The organism is Burkholderia semiarida (genome assembly GCF_029268935.1).
Taxonomy (GTDB): domain Bacteria; phylum Pseudomonadota; class Gammaproteobacteria; order Burkholderiales; family Burkholderiaceae; genus Burkholderia; species Burkholderia semiarida.
On sequence record NZ_JAHLCL010000010.1, the window covers coordinates 163,859 to 180,741 of the forward strand.

Genomic DNA, 16,883 nt, shown 5'->3' on the forward strand with positions numbered 1-16,883 from the left:
GCCGGGGCGGCACCGGCCCGGCCGCCCATCGCGCCACGCCGCCACGCGCCGGCGGCGGCGCTGCCGTCTGCCGCCGCCCCGCCCCGTCGGCACGGCCGGAACATTCCGTTACAAATGGTGCGGGAACGAAAGTCAGCGGTCGTCCGGTCTGACGCGTTTCTCAAAAAGTCGATTCGACACCTATCCGTCAGGAGAATGTGATGCAACGGTTGATTCGCGCAGCGGCATGCTGCGTCCTGGTTTCCTCGCTCGCGGCGTGTATCGTGCAGCCGCAGCGGCCGGCCCGGCAGGCGCCGCCGCCGCCGCGACCGAATCCGCAGGTCGTCGCGAACGACCGCATGCAGGAGGTCCAGGGCCGGATCGATAACCTGCATCGCCGCATCGACGCGCGCGTGAACGGCGGCTACTACCCGCCGCCTTACGGCGCGCAGCTTCACCACCGCCTCGACGTGATCCGCCAGGAAGCCAACGACATGTCGGCCCAGCACAACGGCGGCCTGTCCGGCGACGAGCAGCGCGTGCTGAACCAGGAACTCGACACGGCCGCGCGCGCGATCGGCGAATAACGCGCCGGCGCCTGCCGGAGCAAAGAAAAGCGGCGGCGCCCGTTGCCGCCGCTTGTCGCGAAGCGACATTCTTTTGCTCAAATTGACAACGCCCACCCGCTCGCGTACAGTCGCCCGCACGCGTCGGGAGAGCGTGTGACCGGGTGTTCCGACACCGGTTGCGCCGCCGAAGGGGCACACCCGCAAACTCTCAGGCAAAAGGACCGACCGCGTCGGGGAATCGCGTCCGCGCACTGCGCGGGCCATACGCTCCCCGCACTCTGGAGAGCGGCAGTAGCCCGCAGCGCATCGGCTGCGCGGGCAAGCTGCCCACCGAAGGGGCGCGCGTTCGCCGGGCTTGGCCCGCAGCGCAATCTCTCAGGTATCGAGGACAGAGGGGCATGTACCGGATCGCTCGAGGCCATCGGCCGCGGCGGTCGGCACATGGCCGTTCTGATCCGCGCGCAAGCGCCTTGCCTGAGGCCTCGATGACTGCACTGAATCACACCCCGCTCAACGCCGCGCACCGCGCGCTCAACGCCCGCATGGTCGACTTCGGCGGCTGGGACATGCCCGTCAACTACGGCTCGCAGATCGAAGAACACGCGGCCGTGCGCACCGACGCCGGCATGTTCGACGTGTCGCACATGTGCGTCGTCGATTTCACCGGCAGCCGCGTGCGCGCGTTCTTCGAGCATGCGATCGCGAACAACGTCGGCAAGCTCAAGACGCCCGGCAAGGCGCTCTACTCGTGCCTGCTCAACCCGCAGGGCGGCGTCATCGACGATCTGATCGTCTATTATTTCACCGAAGAATTCTTCCGCGTGGTCGTCAACGCCGGCACCGCCGAGAAGGACATCGCGTGGTTCAACCAGCTGAACGAGCAAGGCGGCTACGGCCTGACGATCGCGCCGCGCCGCGATTTCGCGATCATCGCCGTCCAGGGTCCGAACGCCCGTGAAAAGGTCTGGGCGACGGTGCCCGCCGCCCGCGCGGCCACCAGCGAGCTCAAGCCGTTCAACGCCGCGCAGGTTGCCGGCACGCCGTTCGGCGATCTCACCGTCGCGCGCACCGGCTACACCGGCGAGGACGGCTTCGAGGTGATCGTCCCGGCCGTGCACGTCGAAGCGCTGTGGCATGCGCTGCAGCAAAACGGCGTGCGCCCGTGCGGGCTCGGCGCGCGCGACACGCTGCGCCTCGAGGCCGGCATGAACCTGTACGGCCAGGACATGGACGACACCGTGTCCCCGCTCGACGCGGGCCTCGCGTGGACGGTCGACCTCACCGCGCCGCGCGACTTCGTCGGCCGCGCCGCACTCGAAGCCAACGGCACGCGCGCCGCGTTCGTCGGCCTGATCCTGCAGAAGGAAAACGGCAAGGCGGGCGGCGTGCTGCGCGCGCACCAGAAGGTCGTCACGTCGCATGGCGAAGGCGAGATCACGAGCGGCACGTTCTCGCCTTCGATGCAGGAATCGATCGCGTTCGCGCGCGTGCCGGCAGCCGTCCAGATCGGCGACACCGTCCAGGTGCAAATTCGAGACAAGCATCTTCCCGCACGCGTGGTAAAACTGCCGTTCGTGCGCAACGGCAAGGTCCTCGCTGCGTAACGACCGAGAAGCGGCCCGGCAGGCCGCCTCCCGGCAAGCCGGGAGATGGCGCCCGGCGCAACCCCATCCGGCGCACCATGGCGGCGCGCCAGCAGAACGAACAAACCCTTTTATCCAGGAGCATCCGATGAGCAACGTCCCGGCCGATCTGAAGTACACCGACGAACACGAGTGGATCCGCACCGAGGCGGACGGCACGCTGACGGTCGGCATCACCGATCACGCGCAGAGCACGCTCGGCGACATCGTCTTCCTCGAGCTGCCCGAAGTCGGCAAGTCGGTGAGCGCGGGCGACGCCGTCGGCGTCGTCGAATCGGTGAAGGCGGCATCCGACATCTACTCGCCGGTGTCCGGCGAGATCGTCGCCATCAACGAAGCCGCCACCGATGCGCCCGAAGAAGTGAACGGCGACGCGTACGGCGTGTGGCTCTTCAAGATCAAGCTCGCGGCCGGCGCATCGACCGACAAGCTGATCGACGCCGACGCCTACAGCAAGCTGATCGACTAATTTCCCTACCCGAACCGCGCGGCGCCGGCCTCGGCGCGCGCGGGACCAGAGTCACGCCATGAAGCTCGAACACCCGGACCGTCTGATGAACCGCACGCCCCTCTCGCTCGCCGCGCTCGAAACGCATGACGCGTTCGCCGAACGCCACATCGGCCCCGATGCCGCCAGCCAGCAGGCCATGCTCGACACGCTCGGCTTCGCGTCGCGCGCCGCGCTGATCGACGCCGTGATCCCGGCATCGATCCGCCGCGCCGACACGCTGCCGCTCGGCCCGTTCGCGCAGCCCAAGAGCGAGGCCGAAGCGCTCGCCGCGCTGCGTGCGCTCGCGGACAAGAACCAGGTGTTCCGCTCGTATATCGGCCAGGGCTACCACGACACGCACACGCCGGCCGTGATCCTGCGCAACGTGCTCGAAAACCCGGCGTGGTACACGGCCTACACGCCGTACCAGCCCGAAATTTCCCAGGGCCGCCTCGAGGCGCTCCTGAACTTCCAGCAGATGGTGGCCGATCTCACCGGCCTCGCGATCTCGAACGCATCGCTGCTCGACGAAGCCACCGCCGCGGCCGAAGCGATGACGCTGCTGCAGCGCACCGGCAAGCCGAAGTCGAACGTGTTCTACGTCGCCGACGACGTGCTGCCGCAAACGCTCGAAGTGATCCGCACGCGCGCGCTGCCGATCGGCATCGAGGTCAAGACGGGCCCGGCCGCCGACGCCGCGAACGCGAACGCGTTCGGCGTGCTGCTGCAGTACCCGGGCGTGAACGGCGACGTGCGCGACTACCGCGCGCTCACCGAAGCGATCCACGCGGCCGGCGGCCACGTGGTCGTCGCGGCCGACCTGCTCGCGCTGACCGTGCTGACGCCGCCCGGCGAATGGGGCGCGGACGTCGCGATCGGCAACACGCAGCGCTTCGGCGTGCCGATGGGCTTCGGCGGCCCGCACGCCGCTTACATGGCCGTACGCGACGAATTCAAGCGGCAGATGCCGGGCCGCCTCGTCGGCGTGACGGTCGACGCGCAGGGCAAGCCCGCGCTGCGCCTCGCGCTGCAGACGCGCGAACAGCACATCCGCCGCGAGAAGGCGACGTCGAACGTGTGTACCGCGCAGGCGCTGCTCGCGATCATGGCGAGCATGTACGCGGTCTACCACGGCCCGCACGGCCTGAAGACGATCGCGCTGCGCGTGAACCGCATCGCGGCGCTGCTCGCCGCCGGCGTGAAGCAGCTCGGCTTCGCGACCGTCAACGACACGTTCTTCGACACGCTGACGATCGACACCGGCACGCGCACCGCGCAGATCCACGAATTCGCGAAAGCCAAGCGCATCAACCTGCGCCGCGTGAGCGACACGCAAGTCGGCGTGTCGGTCGACGAAACGACGACGCGCGACGACCTCGCCGATCTTCTCGACGTGTTCGCGCAGGCCGCGGGCGGCACGGCACCGGCCGTCGATGCGCTGGACGCGGGCCTCGCCGGCGTCGCCGCGCTGCCGGCCGGCCTCGAGCGCACGAGCGCGTACCTGACGCACCCGGTGTTCAACCGCCACCATTCCGAAACCGAAATGCTGCGCTACCTGCGCAGCCTGTCGGACAAGGATCTCGCGCTCGACCGCTCGATGATCCCGCTCGGCTCGTGCACGATGAAGCTGAACGCGACGTCGGAAATGCTGCCCGTCACGTGGCCCGAGTTCGGCGGCATCCATCCGTTCGCGCCGGCCGAGCAGACCGTCGGCTACCGCGAGATGATCGACCAGCTCGAACAGATGCTCGTCGCGGCCACCGGCTACGCGGCCGTGTCGCTGCAACCGAACGCGGGCTCGCAGGGCGAGTACGCGGGCCTGCTGATCATCCACGCGTACCACGCGTCGCGCGGCGAAGGCCATCGCGACGTGTGCCTGATCCCGGCGTCCGCGCACGGCACGAACCCGGCGTCCGCGCACATGGCCGGCATGAAGGTCGTGGTCGTCGCGTGCGACGCGCAGGGCAACGTCGACATCGACGACCTGAAGGCGAAGGCCGAGCAGCATTCGGCGAACCTCGCGGCGATCATGATCACGTATCCGTCGACGCACGGCGTGTTCGAGCAGAACGTGCGCGAGATCTGCGAGATCGTCCACGCGCACGGCGGCCAGGTGTACGTCGACGGCGCGAACATGAACGCGATGGTCGGCCTGACCGCGCCCGGCCAGTTCGGCGGCGACGTGTCGCACCTGAACCTGCACAAGACCTTCTGCATCCCGCACGGCGGCGGCGGCCCGGGCGTCGGCCCGGTGGCGGTCGGCACGCACCTCGCGAAGTTCCTGCCGAACCAGCGCTCGACCGGCTACGCCCGCGCGGAAGACGGCATCGGCGCGGTGTCGGCCGCGCCGTACGGCTCGGCGTCGATCCTGCCGATCTCGTGGATGTACATCGCGATGATGGGCGCGAAGAACCTGACCGCCGCGACCGAAACCGCGATCCTCAACGCGAACTACATCGCGAAGCGCCTCGCGCCGCATTACCCGGTGCTGTATTCGGGCCCGGGCGGGCTGGTCGCGCACGAGTGCATTCTCGACCTGCGTCCGATCAAGGAAACGAGCGGCATCACCGTCGACGACGTCGCGAAGCGCCTGATGGACTACGGCTTCCACGCGCCGACGATGAGCTTCCCGGTGCCGGGCACGCTGATGGTCGAGCCGACCGAATCCGAATCGCAGGAAGAACTCGACCGCTTCATCGCCGCGATGATCGCGATCCGCGAGGAAATCCGCGCGGTCGAGGAAGGCCGCGCCGATCGCGAGGACAACCCGCTGCGTCACGCGCCGCACACGGCGGCCGTCGTCACCGCGAACGAATGGCCGCACGCGTACTCGCGCGAGCAGGCCGCGTACCCGGTCGCGTCGCTCGGCACGAACAAGTACTGGCCGCCGGTCGGCCGCGCGGACAACGCCTATGGCGACCGCAACCTGTTCTGCTCGTGCGTGCCGATGTCGGACTACGCATAACGCACGTCTCGCACCGGAGCGTCCGACCGTGACCACCCCGCACGCAGCCACCGGTTGCGTGCGGTTTTTACGTTCGCCGCCCGGCCAACCGTTTCACGCTTGCGCGCCAATCCGGCTAACATCACACGCGATCCAGCCAATGAAGGAGTTCCGCATGGTGCGTCCGATGTTTCCGGGCCATGGCGCAACCGCGCGGCGGCCGCGCGTGCGCGCAGGCCGCTACGTGCCGATGCTCGTCGCATCGTTGTCGCTGGCCGCCGCCGGCCTCGGCGTGTCCGGCAGTGCGCGCGCGGCAATGAATTTCTGCGCGGCGCCCGCACTGCAGGCAAGCGAGACGACGCAGGCCGAGCCGGGCGTGCAGGCGCTGATCCGCAGCGTCGACGCACGCATCGGCGAGCAGCCGAAGGCGATGGCGCGCGTGCATACCGAGGGCACGCTGCCGCATGAAGGCATCCACGACCAGAGTGAAGCCGCGCTCAAGGACATGGACCTGATGCGCGATGCGGCGCTCGCGTGGCGCGTGACGAACGCGCCGCGCTATCTGCAGCTCGTCGACCGCTTCCTGTCCGCGTGGGTCTCGACCTACCAGCCGAGCTTCAACCCGATCGACGAGACGCGCTTCGACAGCCTGATCGTCGCGTACGACATGACCGCGAGCGCGCTGCCGGTGAAAACGCGCAACGCGACGGCCGCGTTCATCGCGAAGCTCGGCGCCGGCTACGTCGCGCAGGTCGACGCGCAGAAACGCCCGCTCACCGGCATCTGGCGCAACAACTGGCAGAGCCACCGGATCAAGCTGATCGCGTTGTCCGCGTTCACGCTCGGCGACCGCAAGATGATGAACGCCGCACAGCGGCTGTTCGTCGAGCATCTCGCCGACAACATCGGCCCGGACGGCAAGACCTGGGATTTCGAGGAACGCGATGCGCTGCATTACGCGGTCTACGATCTGCAGCCGCTGGTGACGGCCGCGCTCGCCGCGCGCCGCTTCAACCGCAACTGGCTGCGCGAGCGCGGCGCGAACGGCGCGACGCTCGCGGCCGCGCTCGACTGGCTCGTGCCGTACGCGCTCGGCGAGAAAACCCACGAGGAATTCGTGAATTCGCCGGTGCCGTTCGACGCGAAGCGCCGCGAGGCCGGCTTGCCGGGTTATACGGGGCAGTGGGACCCGAAAAACGCCACCGAACTCTTTCATCTGGCCGTGCGGCTCGACGGGCGCTATGCCCGCGTCGCGCAGCAGCTTTCCCCAACGCCGCCCGCATGGCTCGCCGCGTGCCTGCCATTGCAGGCGCGCTAGCACCATTCTCACAGCAAGGCAGGTATCGAAATGGCAGTCAGCGTGTTTGACCTCTTCAAGATCGGCATCGGTCCGTCCAGTTCGCATACGGTCGGGCCGATGCGCGCCGCGCTGATGTTCGTCCAGGGCCTCGAGCGCGACGGGCTGCTCGACGCGACGGCTCACGTGAAGGTCGAGCTGTACGGCTCGCTCGGCGCCACCGGCAAGGGCCACGGCACCGACCGCGGCGTGATGCTCGGCTTGCTCGGCGACGCGCCCGACACCGTCGATCCCGACACGATCGACGCGCGGCTCGAAGAAGTCCGCAAGACGAAGCAACTCGCGCTGCTCGGCACGCACCCGGTGCCGTTCGTGCTGAAGGAGCACATCGCGTTCTACCGCCAGGCGCTGCCCGAACATCCGAACGGGATGAAGCTGCGCGCGAGCGATGCGAACGGCGCGGTACTGGTCGAGCGCACGTACCTGTCGGTCGGCGGCGGCTTCGTCGTGACGGCCGGCGCGCCGAACACGAAGGTGCTGAGCGCGGCCGAGCAGATGACGCACCCGTTCCGCACCGGCGCGGAGCTGCTCGCGCTGACCGCGTCGACCGGCAAGTCGATCGCGCAACTGATGTGGGAAAACGAGCGCGCGTGGCACACCGAGGAAGAAACGCGCGACGGGCTGCTGAAGATCTGGGCCGTGATGCAGTCGTGCGTGTCGCGCGGGTGCGGGATCGGCAACCCGGACGCCGACGGCAACCTGCCCGGCCCGTTCCAGGTCAAGCGCCGCGCGCCGCAGTTGTACCGCACGCTGACCGGCAGCCCCGAGCGCGCGCTGCAGGATCCGCTGTCGATGATCGACTGGATCAACCTGTACGCGATCGCGGTCAACGAGGAAAACGCGGCCGGCGGCCGCGTCGTCACCGCGCCGACCAACGGCGCGGCCGGCATCATCCCGGCCGTGCTCCACTACTACACGCGCTTCACGCCCGGCGCGAACGAACAGGGCGTGATCGACTTCCTGCTGACGGCCGCCGCGATCGGCATCCTGTACAAGCTCAACGCATCGATCTCGGGCGCGGAAGTCGGCTGCCAGGGTGAAGTGGGCGTTGCGTGCTCGATGGCGGCCGGCGCGCTCGCGGCCGTGCTCGGCGGCACGCCCCAGCAGGTCGAGAACGCGGCCGAGATCGGGATGGAGCACAACCTCGGCCTGACCTGCGACCCGGTCGGCGGGATGGTGCAGATCCCGTGCATCGAGCGCAACGCGATGGCGTCGGTCAAGGCCGTCAACGCGGCGCGCATGGCGCTGCGCGGCGACGGCTCGCACTACGTGTCGCTCGACTCGGTGATCAAGACGATGCGCGAGACGGGCGCCGACATGAAGACCAAGTACAAGGAAACGTCGCGCGGCGGGCTGGCGGTGAATATCGTCGAGTGCTGATGCGGGACCCGGCGGCAATGCGAGGCCCGTCGGCCGACGTATTGCCGCCGGGCTCGACACCCGGCACTAATCGTTCAGCCAGTTCTCCACGCGCAATCCCGGATAGCTGACGAAATCCCGCTCGTTGTTGGTCACCAGGACGACATCGAGCGACACCGCATGCGCGGCGATCAATTTGTCGAGGTGATCCTTCTTCCGTTCGCGGGTGGCCTCGCGGATCGGACCATACGCTTGCGCGGCCGGGGCGTCGAAAGGCGCGACGGGAATATCCTCGATCAACGCCGCGAGATTGCGGCGCTCGCGGGCAGGGCTCGTGCATGCGGTCACGCCGTACTCGAGCTCCGCATAAGTGACCGCCGACATGACGACGTCGCCCGTGTAGCACTGCGCAAATCGTCTCGCGACCTGCTCCGGCTGATTTTTCATCAGATAGATGCACATGTTGGTGTCGAGCATGAAGCGCGGCATCACAAGCCCTCGCGTTCGGCCTGTTCATGGTCGCCACGCCCTTCGGTCATGAAGTCCGGCCCGAATTTCGCGAATTTCTCGAGTACGTTGGTCAGAGGCCGCCGCATCGGCCGAATGCGGATTTCGTCACCGACCCGCTCGATTTCCAGTTCGATATCGCTGCGTTCATAGGCAAGGTCCGCAGGAATACGCACGGCCTGCGAGTTGCCGTTTCTGAATACCCTCGTGGTATGCATGTCGATCTCCGCCCGGATGTACATTGTATGTACATTATCCGATGCGGGCCGAGATGTAAATCCATGTGTGTACATAACAGGTGTTCCTTCGGCTGACGAGCCGGCAGTGAATACGCGCGTCACGGCCATTGCCGTCGCGCATGCAGCACGCGGAGGATCTCCACGATGCCCTCGGCCGGCCGGATGCGATACACGAGCACATCGTTCGGCGCGACCACCAGCTCACGCGTGCCGGCCACCCGCCCTCGCCGATACAACTCGGCATGGGCCGGTAACGCCGCCGCCCTTTCTTCCAGCAGTTCGTCGAGTTCGAGGGCGGCCAGCGGGTCGTCCTCGGCGATGGCGTCCATGATCGCGGCGCGATCCTCGTACGCCTTCGGATTCCAGTGCAACGCAAGGGTCAAGAAGCATCCCCGCGCTTGCCGGCAAGCCGGTCACGCAGCGCCGCACGTCGCGACGCGAAGTCGGCGCTGACTTCGGCATCCGGAATCGACGCACGCGGGTCGTCCAGCGCCTGCTGCACCTGCTCGCGAAACCAGCGATCGTGGGCCGCCGCCTCGTGTGCCGCCTTCAGCGCCGCCGCGCGATCGGGCCGGGTCGCCCGGCCGGCCGCATCCGGGTCGAATGCCGACGCGTCCACATCGAATCGGCTGATACCGATATCGCGCAGAAAGCCGACCAGCGTTTCAAAACGGCGAAACACCCGCACGTCGCCGCGCTTGGCCGACAGGAAACGTTCGTGTGCGCCGCACCGGGCCGAGAACGCCCAACCGTTGCCGCAACCGACCACGCGGGCCGCACGCACCGCGCCGGCTGCGACCAGCTCCGTCAGCGTCTTTTGATCAATCGTTTCGGTCGTCATGGCGATTCTCGCCCCTTTCTCCACGCATTCGCTGAAATTTTACTATTGAGTGGCATCCCAATTTATTGTTAGTTGGGATGCCCCGCTCCAGATCGAGACAAGCGTCAGCCCGCCATCCATAGCACTCACTTTCCGCCGTCGCGCCAGTCTGCACAAGCTGGCCGGTCGGCCAACCGAAGCCGGTGCGCGCTCGCCGAACCGCCCAGCGTTCCGACACTTTTCATCGTCCGCCGTACCGGCGCGCCGCCAACCGGCGTAAGCTGTACGTCCCGCTACCCAGGGAGACGGCAGCCCATGTCGCATTCCAAGGATCTCGAGCCGCGCGCCACCACCGGTGCGCGCTTGCTCGTCGATGCGTTGCTCGCCAATCACGTCGAACGCGTGTTCTGCGTGCCGGGCGAGAGCTTCCTCGCCGTGCTCGATGCGCTGGCGGACGACACCGCCCGCATCCAGACGGTCGTCTGCCGCCACGAGGCGGCCGCCGCGAACATGGCCGAGGCGGTCGGCAAGCTGACCGGCCGCCCCGGCGTCGCATTCGTCACGCGCGGGCCCGGCGCGACCCATGCGTCGATCGGCGTGCACACCGCGTTCCAGGATTCGACGCCGATGATCCTGTTCGTCGGCCAGTGCGCACGCGAGCACCTCGACCGCGAAGCCTTCCAGGAAATCGACTACCGCCGGATGTTCGGCCAGATGGCCAAATGGGTCGCGCAGATCGACGATCCGCGCCGCATTCCCGAATACCTGAGCCACGCGTTCCACGTCGCGACGTCCGGCCGGCCCGGCCCGGTCGTGCTCGCGCTGCCGGAGGACGTGCTGTCCGACGCGTGCGCGCCGCAGCCCGTCGCGCCAGCCGCGAAACGCATCGCGGCCGCGCCGTCGGCCGCGCAGATCGACGAGTTGCGCGAGCGGCTCGCGCGCGCGGAACGGCCGTTCGCGATCGTCGGCGGCAGCGGCTGGACGCCGGACGCCTGCGCGAACCTGCGCACCTTCGTCGAACGCTGGCAACTGCCGGTCGCGTGCGCGTTCCGCTTTCAGGACACGATCGACAACGCGCACCCGAACTACGCGGGCGACGTCGGGCTCGGAATCAACCCGGCGCTCGCGAAACGCATCCGCGACGCCGACCTGCTGCTCGTGATCGGGCCGCGCCTCGGCGAAGCGACGACCGGCGGCTACACGCTGCTCGACATCCCGAAGACGCGCCAGACGCTGGTCCACGTGCACCAGGGCGCGGACGAACTCGGCCGCGTGTACGCCGCCGACCTGCCGATCGTGTCGGGCATGCCGGAGATCGCCGCGCCGCTGGCCGCGCTCGAACCGCCCGAGCGGCCCGCGTGGGCCGGTACGGCCGCCGACGCGCACCGCGCATACCGCGAATGGCATGCGCCGCTGCCGATGCCCGGCGACGTGCAGCTCGGCGACGTGATGGTGCAGTTGCGCGAGCGCCTGCCGCACGACGCGATCCTGACCAACGGCGCGGGCAACTATGCGATCTGGCTGCATCGCCACTTCGCGTACCGGCACTTCCGTTCGCAGCTCGCGCCGACGAGCGGCGCGATGGGCTACGGGCTGCCGGCCGCGCTCGCCGCGAAGTCGCTGTATCCGCAGCGCGCCGTCGTCGCGCTCGCCGGCGACGGCTGCTTCATGATGGCCGGCAACGAGCTCGCGACCGCGATGCAATACGGGCTGAACATCGTCGCGATCGTCGTCAACAACGGCCATTTCGGCACGATCCGCATGCATCAGGAGCGCAACTACCCGGGCCGCGTGCACGGCACCGGGCTCACGAACCCGGATTTCGCGGCCTATGCGCGTGCGTTCGGCGCGCATGGCGAGACGGTCGAGCGCACCGCCGATTTCGCGCCCGCGCTCGAACGCGCATTGACGTGCGGGCTGCCCGCGGTGATCGAGATCCGCATCCCGCAGGACGCGAGCACGCCGGCCGCGACACTTGAGCAAATCCGCGAGCAAGGCCGCCGCGCGCGCGGCGCATGACGGCGATGGACATGCACGCCGCACCGCCCGCCGCCGTGCTGTCGCACCACGACGCACTGGCCTGCCCCGGCACGCTGCTCTCGCCCGACGGCACGCTCGTCGCGCCGTACGATCTCGAGCATGGCGACGAGCGCGCCGACGGCTACGTGCCTGCCGCATCCGCACTCGGCCTGCTGCACGCCGCGCACCGGCCGTTCCGGCTCGATTACGGCGACGCGCGGCACGTGCACGTGATCAACGGGATGGGCGTCGCGCTCGGCGATTCGGTGATCGGGCTGACGGCCGTCGCCGCGCTGCGTGCGGCCCATCCGGGCCTGCGCTTCACGCTGTACCGGCCCGCGCGCGCACCGCGCTATGTCGAGGCGCTGTATGCGCTCGCGGCCGACGTCGTCGCGCCGTCGCGCGCGCTGCCGTGCCCTGCCGAAGCGCTGCCTGCCGATGCGCACCGCATCGACGTCGGCAATCACCTGTACTGGCCCGCATTCGCGCGGCTGCCGATGATCGACTTCTTCCTCGACGCGCTCGGCGTCGATCCGGCCGCCGTGCCGGCCGCCGGGAAACGCAACCGCTGGCTCGCGCGGCTGCCGCTGCCCGCGCTGCCGGCCGAATGGCGGCGGCCTTACGTGCTGTTCTGCCCGAATGCGAGCACCGCGGTGCGCAGCGTGCCGCCCGCGTTGCGCGTCGCGTTCGTGGAACGGCTCGCGCAACGTTACGGGTTGCCGGTGGTCGGCTTCGGCCCGATCGCGCATCCGGCTTACGTGGACGTGAGCCGCCACGCGACCGACACCGCGCGCTTCATCGCGTGGATCAAGGGCGCGAGCCTGCTGTTCGCGCCGGACACGGCGGCGCTGCATCTCGCCGACGGTTTCGACGTGCCGACGCTCGCGTGCTTCACGACGATCGGGCCGGCGCTGCGCGTGCGCGACTATCCGCATTGCGTGCCGGTCACGCTCGACGTGCCGGCCGAATTGCACGGGCTGCATCGCAGCGAACAGCCGGACGATCTGGCGGCGGTCGACGCCGCTTACCGTGCAATCGACTGGGACGCGCTGGCGTGGCCCGCGCCGCGCGACGCGGCGGCAGCGGCCACCTGAGCAAGTCGGCGCGTCGGCGAGCGTGGCGATCGAATCGGCAGCGGCACACGCACTGCGCCGGCACGGGCGCCGCTTCGGCTGCCCGGCTGATCCCGCCAGGCTCGCACCGGCCGCCTGAGCGAAGCCGGCGCGGCGGCGCGCGGAACGATCGAACCGGCAACAGCGCGCGCGGCACCACCACCGCCGCGAGCGCCGCGCCGGCCGCCCGGCTCACCGCGCCGAACGCGTCACGCGCGATCGCGCAGCGTCTCGGATGGCCGTTTGCCGAACAGGCGCCGGTAATCGGTCGCGAACTGGCTCAGATGCCAGAAGCCCCACGCCTCCGCGACGTCCTGCACCGAGCCGGCCGCGCGCCCGCACAGGTCGCGCCGCGCGCCGTTCAGCCGCAGCGTGCGCAGGTAGGTCGCGGGCGCCATCCCGAGCACGTCCTGGAAGCAGTATTGCAGCGTGCGCCGGCTCACGTGCAACTGTTCGCACAGCTCGGGCACGCCCACCGGGCGCGTGCGGTGCGCGAGCACGTAGTCGCGCGCCTGGTCGACGATCCAGCGGCGCGTCGACGGCGCGGCGCCGCTGCCGTCGTCGGCCGGTTGCGCGCACGCATCGAACAGCGCGGCCAGCACTTCGGCCTGCAGATCGTCGCGCTGCGCATCGGGCAGCGGGCCGGCCATCGCCACCGCGCCGTCGAGCCGGCGGCCGAGCAGCGCGCACAGATGCGCGAGCCGCGCGTCGCCGACCTGCATCACGCGCTGCGTGAACAGCCGCTCGTCGAGCGCACGGTGCTCGACTTCCTCCGCATAGCGGCGCAGCACGTCGCCGCGCACGACGACGCCGTAGATCGAGAACTGCGCGGGCGTCACCAGTTCGAATTCGACGTTGCCGGGCCGGAACGCGAGCGCGCCGGGGCCGATGCGGCACGCATCGACGCGCGCCGAGCCGTCGCACACGAGCGGGATGCCGAACCAGTACGCATCGCCGCGCACTTCGCAGGCCTGGCGCAGCAGGTGGCTGGTCGATTCGCGGAACAGCTTCATCGTGTCGAGCGGCAGCTCGGTCAGCGTGCCGACGAAGCGGCCGGCCGCGAGCTGGTCGTAAGTCTGCCGCCAGCCGATCAGGTTGCGCGCCTGCTCGTCCGCATCGTGCGCGACGCTGACGACGGCCTGCCCGGCGAACGCGTCGTCGCCCTGCGCGCTGCGCCGCGTGTCTTCGGCGGTCGGCTCCTCCGTACACGCCACATGTCGATTCATCGTGTCCTCCCTCACCTGCGCGGAACCCTGCGTATCACGCAAGTCCCGTGCCGAACCGCACGGCCCGGCGAACCATCCGCCATTGCACGCTGTCCGGCCGATGGGCGCCATGCGGGCGCACCCGAACGCGGCATGCCGCGCACGCCGCCGGTGCGCTCCGCGCGGCCACCGCGCATGCGCGCCGCCGCCCGCATATGCAGCCCGGGTACCGGGCCGGCTACGGGGCCGGCTTCAGCCGCACGACCCGCGTGCCGCAATTGCCGTATGCCTGCGCGATCGCCAGTTCGACGATCGCGCTGCCGGCCGCCCACGGCGCCGCGTCCGCTTCCGGCAGATCCGCGCGCAGCGTGGCGCGACCGTTGATCCGGTAGCGCAGGCCGCGCACGAAATCGACGAACAGCAATCCGACGCCGCGGCCGTCGCAGGCGGCCGCGTCGATCCGGGCGCCGTCGCCGTCATGCGCGGCCGGCAGCGCGAAGCGCAGCGTCTTCGTGTCGATGACGCGCACCACCGGCAGCAGATCGCCGTTCGCGTCGCGCCGGCTCTGCACGATGTCGCAGGTCATCGACGCACCGGCGCCCGATGCCATGCCGACGAACATGAACGGCTGCGATTCGACGAACTGCCGCACGCCGACGCTCAGCCGCGTGGTCACGGCGTCGCTCATCCGCTCGGCTTCGTCGGCGACGCCGAAGCGGTGCTGCGCATCGAGTTCGCCCGGATGGAATACCGGGTGACGCGGAAAGGATCGGGGCGGTTCTGCCATGCTGGGAGCGGTTGCATGCATCGGCGCACCGTGCCGCCGCGAACAGGCGGCAGCCGGCGGCGTTGCCGGCGCCGGCCGTGCAGGGAAACGCAGCCGGCGCCGACTGTCGAACAGGGAAATCGAACCGGGCGACGTGCCGGGCCCGACCGGCCACGACACGTCGCCACGGCTTCGGCGATCAGAAGAACCCGAGCGCCTCGGCCTGATAGCTGACCAGCAGGCACTTCGTCTGCTGATAGTTCGACAGCGCCATCTTGTGCGTCTCGCGGCCGATGCCCGACTGCTTGTAGCCGCCGAACGCCGCATGCGCGGGATACAGGTGATAGCAGTTGGTCCACACGCGGCCGGCCTCGATCTCCCGGCCCATGCGGTACGCACGCGTGCCGTTGCGGGTCCACACGCCCGCGCCGAGCCCGTAGAACGTGTCGTTCGCGAGCTCGATCGCTTCCTGCTCGTCCTTGAACGTCATCACCGACGCGACCGGCCCGAAGATCTCTTCCTGGAACACGCGCATCTTGTTGTTGCCGAGCAGCATCGTCGGCTTCACGTAGTAGCCCGTGCCGAGTTCGGCGGCCGGCGCCGTGCGCTCGCCGCCCGTCAGGCATTGCGCGCCTTCGCCGCGGCCGATGTCGATGTACGACAGGATCTTGTCGAGCTGCTGCTGCGACGCCTGCGCGCCGATCATCGTCTGCATGTCGAGCGGGTGGCCGGCCTTGATGCGCTCGACGCGCGCGACGGCCTTCTCGATGAAGCGGTCGTAGATCGATTCCTGGATCAGGATCCGCGACGGGCACGTGCACACTTCGCCCTGGTTCAGCGCGAACATCGCGAGCCCTTCGAGCGCCTTGTCGAGGAACGCGTCGTCCTGGTCGAGCACGTCGGCAAAGAAGATGTTCGGGCTCTTGCCGCCCAGTTCGACCGTCGACGGGATCAGGCTTTCGGCCGCCGCGCGCAGCACGTGCTTGCCGACCGGCGTCGAGCCCGTGAACGCGATCTTCGCGATCCGCTTGCTGGTCGCGAGCGCTTCGCCCGCTTCCTTGCCGAAGCCGTTCACGATGTTGATCGCGCCGGCCGGGAACAGGTCGCCGATCAGTTCCATCAGCACGAGCACCGATGCGGGCGTCTGCTCGGCCGGCTTCATCACCACGCAGCAGCCGGCCGCGAGCGCGGGCGCGAGCTTCCACGCGGCCATCAGCAGCGGGAAATTCCACGGGATGATCTGGCCGACCACGCCGAGCGGCTCGTGGAAGTGGTACGCGACGGTGTTGTCGTCGATTTCGGAGATACCGCCTTCCTGCGCGCGGATGCAGCCCGCGAAGTAGCGGAAGTGGTCGATCGCGAGCGGCAGGTCGGCCGCCATCGTCTCGCGCAGCGGCTTGCCGTTGTCGATCGTCTCGGCCACGGCCAGCAGCTTCAGGTTCTTTTCCATCCGGTCGGCGGCGGCGAGCAGCAGGTTCGCGCGTTCGGCAACCGACGTCTTGCCCCACTTGCGGCGCGCGGCATGCGCGGCGTCGAGCGCCAGCTCGATGTCGTCGGCGCCGGAGCGCGGCACGCGGCAGAACGGCTGGCCGTTGATCGGCGACACGTTCTCGAAATACTCGCCCTTCACGGGCGCCACCCACTTGCCGCCGATGTAGTTGTCGTATTGCTGGCGGTACGGGTATTCGACGTCGAGGCCCAGTTGTTTCAGGTCAAACGGGTTCATACATGTCTCCTGTTCATCGTGCTTGTGTGAGTACAGCGCCGGTTGGAATGCGCTGATCCCGTTTACGCAACATGCGTGCCAAACGGAACGGGAGCATGTCGATCGCGGCCGGCGCGCGTGCGCACCGTGCGGTGTTCACGCAAGCAAC

At 69.1% G+C, this 16,883-nt stretch carries 15 protein-coding genes and 2 riboswitches; of the genes, 8 read left to right on the plus strand and 7 right to left on the minus strand.

Annotation, left to right across the window (positions count from 1 at the left end; all coding sequences use genetic code 11):
* The first annotated feature begins 200 nt into the window (after nt 1-200).
* From KPB06_RS33670 to KPB06_RS33695, 6 genes are all read left to right on the plus strand, one after another.
* Nucleotides 201-566, plus strand: a complete 366-nt coding sequence (locus tag KPB06_RS33670; protein ID WP_027811833.1) for a hypothetical protein — start codon at nt 201-203, stop codon at nt 564-566.
* Nucleotides 567-680: 114 nt separating this feature from the next.
* Nucleotides 681-782, plus strand: a riboswitch (glycine riboswitch).
* Nucleotides 783-816: 34 nt separating this feature from the next.
* A riboswitch (glycine riboswitch) is annotated at nt 817-950 on the plus strand.
* Between the two features lie 83 nt (nt 951-1,033).
* A complete protein-coding gene (gene gcvT / locus KPB06_RS33675; protein ID WP_059580608.1) occupies nt 1,034-2,152 on the plus strand; it encodes a glycine cleavage system aminomethyltransferase GcvT in 1,119 nt (372 codons plus the stop codon).
* A 127-nt stretch (nt 2,153-2,279) separates the two neighbouring features.
* Complete coding sequence (gene gcvH, locus KPB06_RS33680) at nt 2,280-2,660, plus strand: glycine cleavage system protein GcvH (protein WP_059580605.1); 381 nt, start codon at nt 2,280-2,282, stop codon at nt 2,658-2,660.
* Between the two features lie 58 nt (nt 2,661-2,718).
* Entirely contained in the window at nt 2,719-5,646 is a 2,928-nt protein-coding gene (gene gcvP / locus KPB06_RS33685) for an aminomethyl-transferring glycine dehydrogenase (protein WP_059580603.1), read from the plus strand.
* Nucleotides 5,647-5,800: 154 nt separating this feature from the next.
* Nucleotides 5,801-6,943 carry an alginate lyase family protein gene (locus KPB06_RS33690; protein ID WP_059580711.1) on the plus strand — a complete coding sequence of 381 codons (1,143 nt, stop codon included), beginning with the start codon at nt 5,801-5,803 and terminating at the stop codon, nt 6,941-6,943.
* A gap of 30 nt (nt 6,944-6,973) precedes the next feature.
* Entirely contained in the window at nt 6,974-8,362 is a 1,389-nt protein-coding gene (locus KPB06_RS33695; protein ID WP_059580598.1) for an L-serine ammonia-lyase, read from the plus strand.
* Between the two features lie 66 nt (nt 8,363-8,428).
* Here the strand turns inward: KPB06_RS33695 and KPB06_RS33700 are convergent, their stop codons facing one another.
* The 4 genes from KPB06_RS33700 to KPB06_RS33715 all read right to left on the minus strand — a co-directional run bounded on the left by KPB06_RS33700 (nt 8,429) and on the right by KPB06_RS33715 (nt 9,928).
* A complete protein-coding gene (locus tag KPB06_RS33700) occupies nt 8,429-8,830 on the minus strand; it encodes a type II toxin-antitoxin system VapC family toxin (RefSeq protein ID WP_059580596.1) in 402 nt (133 codons plus the stop codon).
* Complete coding sequence (gene vapB, locus KPB06_RS33705) at nt 8,830-9,066, minus strand: type II toxin-antitoxin system VapB family antitoxin (protein WP_059580709.1); 237 nt, start codon at nt 9,064-9,066, stop codon at nt 8,830-8,832. The genes KPB06_RS33700 and vapB overlap by 1 nt, the downstream gene beginning before the upstream one ends.
* A 119-nt stretch (nt 9,067-9,185) precedes the next feature.
* The gene (locus KPB06_RS33710) at nt 9,186-9,470 is read right to left on the minus strand and encodes a type II toxin-antitoxin system RelE/ParE family toxin (protein WP_059580593.1); all 285 of its coding nucleotides are present in this window, start codon (nt 9,468-9,470) and stop codon (nt 9,186-9,188) included.
* Nucleotides 9,467-9,928 (minus strand): antitoxin PaaA2 family protein, encoded by a 462-nt coding sequence (locus tag KPB06_RS33715; RefSeq protein ID WP_059580590.1) that lies wholly within the window; start codon nt 9,926-9,928, stop codon nt 9,467-9,469. The genes KPB06_RS33710 and KPB06_RS33715 overlap by 4 nt, the downstream gene beginning before the upstream one ends.
* A 294-nt stretch (nt 9,929-10,222) precedes the next feature.
* Between KPB06_RS33715 and KPB06_RS33720 the strand changes: the two genes are divergently transcribed.
* Nucleotides 10,223-11,926, plus strand: a complete 1,704-nt coding sequence (locus KPB06_RS33720; protein ID WP_059580588.1) for a thiamine pyrophosphate-binding protein — start codon at nt 10,223-10,225, stop codon at nt 11,924-11,926.
* The gene (locus KPB06_RS33725; protein ID WP_059580585.1) at nt 11,923-13,020 is read left to right on the plus strand and encodes a glycosyltransferase family protein; all 1,098 of its coding nucleotides are present in this window, start codon (nt 11,923-11,925) and stop codon (nt 13,018-13,020) included. The genes KPB06_RS33720 and KPB06_RS33725 overlap by 4 nt, the downstream gene beginning before the upstream one ends.
* 227 nt (nt 13,021-13,247) lie before the next feature.
* On the opposite strand, the gene KPB06_RS33730 is transcribed toward KPB06_RS33725, so the two are convergent.
* From KPB06_RS33730 to exaC, 3 genes are all read right to left on the minus strand, one after another.
* Complete coding sequence (locus KPB06_RS33730; RefSeq protein WP_059580707.1) at nt 13,248-14,264, minus strand: helix-turn-helix domain-containing protein; 1,017 nt, start codon at nt 14,262-14,264, stop codon at nt 13,248-13,250.
* A gap of 217 nt (nt 14,265-14,481) precedes the next feature.
* A complete protein-coding gene (locus tag KPB06_RS33735; RefSeq protein WP_275906054.1) occupies nt 14,482-15,030 on the minus strand; it encodes a hypothetical protein in 549 nt (182 codons plus the stop codon).
* 178 nt (nt 15,031-15,208) lie between these two features.
* Nucleotides 15,209-16,735 carry an acetaldehyde dehydrogenase ExaC gene (exaC, locus tag KPB06_RS33740; protein ID WP_059580582.1) on the minus strand — a complete coding sequence of 509 codons (1,527 nt, stop codon included), beginning with the start codon at nt 16,733-16,735 and terminating at the stop codon, nt 15,209-15,211.
* Nucleotides 16,736-16,883: the final 148 nt, after the last annotated feature.

Excerpts from the sequence above, each read along its gene's own strand:
- KPB06_RS33670 (WP_027811833.1), top strand. The coding sequence starts at position 201 with ATGCAACGGTTGATTCGCGCAGCGGCATGCTGCGTCCTGGTTTCCTCG.
- gcvT (WP_059580608.1), top strand. The coding sequence starts at position 1,034 with ATGACTGCACTGAATCACACCCCGCTCAACGCCGCGCACCGCGCGCTC.
- gcvH (WP_059580605.1), top strand. The coding sequence starts at position 2,280 with ATGAGCAACGTCCCGGCCGATCTGAAGTACACCGACGAACACGAGTGG.
- gcvP (WP_059580603.1), top strand. The coding sequence starts at position 2,719 with ATGAAGCTCGAACACCCGGACCGTCTGATGAACCGCACGCCCCTCTCG.
- KPB06_RS33690 (WP_059580711.1), top strand. The coding sequence starts at position 5,801 with ATGGTGCGTCCGATGTTTCCGGGCCATGGCGCAACCGCGCGGCGGCCG.
- KPB06_RS33695 (WP_059580598.1), top strand. The coding sequence starts at position 6,974 with ATGGCAGTCAGCGTGTTTGACCTCTTCAAGATCGGCATCGGTCCGTCC.
- KPB06_RS33700 (WP_059580596.1), bottom strand. The coding sequence starts at position 8,830 with ATGCCGCGCTTCATGCTCGACACCAACATGTGCATCTATCTGATGAAA.
- vapB (WP_059580709.1), bottom strand. The coding sequence starts at position 9,066 with ATGCATACCACGAGGGTATTCAGAAACGGCAACTCGCAGGCCGTGCGT.
- KPB06_RS33715 (WP_059580590.1), bottom strand. The coding sequence starts at position 9,928 with ATGACGACCGAAACGATTGATCAAAAGACGCTGACGGAGCTGGTCGCA.
- KPB06_RS33720 (WP_059580588.1), top strand. The coding sequence starts at position 10,223 with ATGTCGCATTCCAAGGATCTCGAGCCGCGCGCCACCACCGGTGCGCGC.
- KPB06_RS33725 (WP_059580585.1), top strand. The coding sequence starts at position 11,923 with ATGACGGCGATGGACATGCACGCCGCACCGCCCGCCGCCGTGCTGTCG.
- KPB06_RS33730 (WP_059580707.1), bottom strand. The coding sequence starts at position 14,264 with ATGAATCGACATGTGGCGTGTACGGAGGAGCCGACCGCCGAAGACACG.
- KPB06_RS33735 (WP_275906054.1), bottom strand. The coding sequence starts at position 15,030 with ATGGCAGAACCGCCCCGATCCTTTCCGCGTCACCCGGTATTCCATCCG.
- exaC (WP_059580582.1), bottom strand. The coding sequence starts at position 16,735 with ATGAACCCGTTTGACCTGAAACAACTGGGCCTCGACGTCGAATACCCG.